Source organism: Sphingomonas sp. CCH9-F2 (genome assembly GCF_001556735.1).
Classification (GTDB): Bacteria; Pseudomonadota; Alphaproteobacteria; order Sphingomonadales; family Sphingomonadaceae; genus Sphingomonas; species Sphingomonas ginsenosidimutans.
This window is the reverse complement of the sequence record NZ_LSJO01000516.1, coordinates 1-3,365: the sequence shown is the minus strand read 5'-3', so window position 1 is coordinate 3,365 and position 3,365 is coordinate 1. Positions and strand designations below refer to the sequence as shown.

At 71.4% G+C, this 3,365-nt stretch carries 4 protein-coding genes; 1 reads left to right on the top strand and 3 read right to left on the bottom strand.

Annotated features, from left to right (window positions below):
* Positions 1-197: hypothetical protein (locus AX685_RS22710; protein WP_197418634.1), on the top strand; the 197-nt coding region annotated here is incomplete at its 5' end.
* On the opposite strand, the gene AX685_RS14630 is transcribed toward AX685_RS22710, so the two are convergent.
* From AX685_RS14630 to AX685_RS14620, 3 genes are all read right to left on the bottom strand, one after another.
* Positions 184-573 (bottom strand): response regulator, encoded by a 390-nt coding sequence (locus AX685_RS14630; protein ID WP_066489978.1) that lies wholly within the window; start codon positions 571-573, stop codon positions 184-186. The genes AX685_RS22710 and AX685_RS14630 overlap by 14 nt on opposite strands.
* A complete protein-coding gene (locus AX685_RS14625; protein ID WP_066489976.1) occupies positions 570-3,116 on the bottom strand; it encodes an ATP-binding protein in 2,547 nt (848 codons plus the stop codon). Before AX685_RS14625 ends, AX685_RS14630 begins: the two co-directional genes overlap by 4 nt.
* A partial coding sequence (locus AX685_RS14620; protein WP_197418633.1) for a helix-turn-helix domain-containing protein occupies positions 3,113-3,365 on the bottom strand: 253 nt, incomplete at its 5' end. The genes AX685_RS14625 and AX685_RS14620, both read right to left, overlap by 4 nt.

Genomic DNA, 3,365 nt, shown 5'->3' with positions numbered 1-3,365 from the left:
GCCTGTCGCTGTCCTATTCCGCCGCCGCGCCCGCCGGCGACGGGCTCGAATTCTCCGACGGGTCGAGCTGGAGCTATCAGCCGGTGGCCGATGCGCTGGGGTATGACGCGCGGGTGCGTGCGATCCGGCTGACGCTGTCGGGCACGTTCGCGACCAATACGTCGTTCCAGCTGCGCTACCGCGTCAGGATTCGCTAGCCGCCATCAACCCGCGGATGCGGTCGGCCAGCGTCAGCGGGTCGAACGGCTTGACGATCACCCCCGCCGCGCCCGCCGCGTGATAGCGGTCCAGGTCGGCCTGTCGCCCGCGCGCGGTCATGAACACCACCGGCACCGTCGCGGTCGCGGGCCGTTCGCGCAATCGCTCCAGCAGCGCCAGCCCGTCCATCCCCGGCATCATCATGTCGACCAGCACGACCTGCGGCGGCGGGGCGCCGTCGTCGATCACCGCCAGCGCCTCCTCGCCCGATGCCGCGGCGCGGATCTGCAACGACGGGTCCAGCGCCAGCGACAGTTCGACGATGTGGCGGATGTCGGGATCGTCGTCGACGTACAATATCCTGGTCGGTATCATCCCGCCTGCTCCTCGGCTGCTCGCCCCACGCCACCCGCCTCCCTGGCCGCACCCGCGGCGCGCGCACGCACCAGCCGGCGGACCGTCGCCTTCAGATCGGCCAGCGATTCGCCCGACTTGACCAGTACCGCATCGACCAGCGCGGCGGCATCGTCGGTGATGTCCTGCGCCGAATGGACGATCACCGGGATCGCGATGCCGCGCGCGTCGACCAGATAGGGCAGCAGGTCCAGCCCCGACGCGCCCTGCAGGTGAAGATCCAGCACCGCCACGTCGGGCGGATCGCTGGCCACGATCGCGCGCGCCTGGTCGATCGTGGCGGCGCGACAGATGCGCACCTCCGGCTCCAGCGTCTCCGCCATGACCTGCAGCATGTCCGCATCGTCGTCCAGGCACAGGATCACCGGCACCGGCCGCGCCGCCCGCGCGATCGCGGTCCGCAGCGCCACCGTCAGCCGCCGGTTCGCGCCGGGCCGGTCGATCCAGTCGACGACGTCGAGCGACGCCGGCAACGGCTCGTCCCCGCGCGCCTCGGGCGCGACCAGGATCGCGGCCGGCGCGGCCAGCGTCGTGTCGGCGCGCGCCTGCCGTACCAGTTCGATGCCGCCCCCGCCCGGCAGCGCCAGCGCGACCAGCGCCGCATCGTACCGCCGCCCGCGGATCGCCGCGAGCGCCTCGGCAAGCGTGGCGACGCGGTCTTGCACGCATCCCTCCACCGCGATCACCTGCGCCAGCGCCGCCGCGGCCGCATCGTCGGCCTCGCACAACAGAATGCGCGGCGCGGCGGGATCGGCCGCGCCGTCATCGGCCGGCGCGGGCGGCAATTCCACCACGAACCGCGTGCCGCCCCCGTCGCGATCCTCGAACCGGATATCGCCGCCGTGCCGCCGCACGATCTCGCGCGAGATCGCCAGCCCCAGTCCCGCGCCGGTCGCGGTATCGCGCGCATCGGCCCGCTCGAAACGGCCGAAGATGCGCTCGCGAAACGCCGGTGCGATCCCCGGCCCGCGATCCTCGACGGTCAGGATCGCGCGCACCCCGCCGTCGGCGCCATCCGGCGTCAGCGCGACCGCGATGTCGACCGCGGCACCCTCCGGCGACACGCGCGTCGCGTTCGACAACAGGTTCGTCACCACCTGCAGCAGCCGGTCGGCGTCGCCGATCACCGGCACCGGCGCCGGCACCTCGGCGCAGTTCAGCCGGATATGACGCTCGCGCGCCAGCCCCTCGCTGCCGATGCACGCCCGCTGCATCACGTCGCGCAGGTCGATCCGCTCGCTCGCCAGCCGCAGCCGCTCGGTTTCGATCCGGTCGATATCCAGCATATCGTTGATGAGGCGGATCAGCCGCCGCGAATTGTTCTCCGCGATATCGACCAGGCGCTGCGCCTGGGGCGGAAGCGTGCCGCTCGTCCCCGCGCGCAACAGCCCCAGCGATCCGATCACCGAGGTCAGCGGCGTGCGCAGTTCGTGGCTGACGGTGGAAATCAGGTCGTCCTTCACCTGCTCCAGGCGCTTGCGCTCGGACACGTCGCGCAACGACACGATCACGTGCCGGCCGCGCGGCAGGTCCATCACCCCCAGCGCGACGTCGACCGCAATGCCGCGGCCGTCGCGGTGATGCGCGGTACGATCGGTCAGGAACGGCCGTCGCAGCCTGCCGTCGATCAGCCCGACCCGGCTGTGGAAACTGCCGCTGCCCGGCGCGATGTCGATCACCGTGGCAATGTCGCGCCGTTCCAGCTCGCCCGGCTCGTATCCCAGCATCCGCGTCGCGGCCGGGTTCATCATCTCCACGGTGCCGCTGGGGTTCAGGATCAGCAGCGCGTCGATCGTCGCGTCGAAGATGGTGGCGTTGCGCTCGGCCGCGTCGACCGCGCGGACCAGCGCGGCATGGCGCTGCACGCGCGCGCGCCAGATCATCGCCAGCACCGCCAGCGACAACAGCGTCAACACCACAACGCTGCCCAGGATTCCGCGCGCAAGCCGCTGGCGCTGGGCAAGGAAGCGTTGCAACGCCGCATCGGCGACGGCGCGGTCGTCGCGCACTATCGTGGCCACCACATCGCGCAACCGGTCCATCACCCGTTTGCCGGCCCCCTCGCGAACGATCGCGCGCGCCTGATCCTCGCGGCCGGCGCGGACCAGCGCGATCGTGCGGTCCAGTTCCTCGAATTTGCTTTCGACCAGGATGTGCAGCGTGTGCATCCATGGGTCCGCGCCGTGCTGCTCCGGCCTATCCATCCGGTGCAGGTAGTCGATGATCTCGCGCCGCGACGGCGCATAGGGTTCTAGGAACGTCTCGTCGCCGGTCAGGATGAAGCCCCGCTGCGCGGTTTCGGCATCCTTCAGTTCCGACAGAAGCGCCACCGCCGCGATCCGGCGGTCGAACGAATCCGCCGCGGCGCGACGTAGCGATTCCGATCGCTGGAATTCGTTCCACAATCCCAGCGTCAGCAGCCCGAACGCCAGCGGGATGGCCACGGTCACCGCGATGAAGGCGCGCGCGCTGGGCCGACGCATCGCGGCGGGCGCCTGCTTCACCCCCCCTGCCCCGACGCGGGGTCTTCCAGCAGCGGGCGGATCGCCAGCAGCGCCTGCGTGCGGTTCGTCACCCTCAGCTTGCGGAACACCGCGGTCAGATGCGCCTTCACCGTCGCCTCGGTCACCGACAGGTCATAGGCGATCTGCTTGTTCGATCGCCCGTCCGCCAGCGCCAGCAGCACGGCATGTTGCGCGCGCGACAGTCCGGCGATTCGCTCCCGCGCGGCGGCGAGCGGCGCGGCGGGGGCG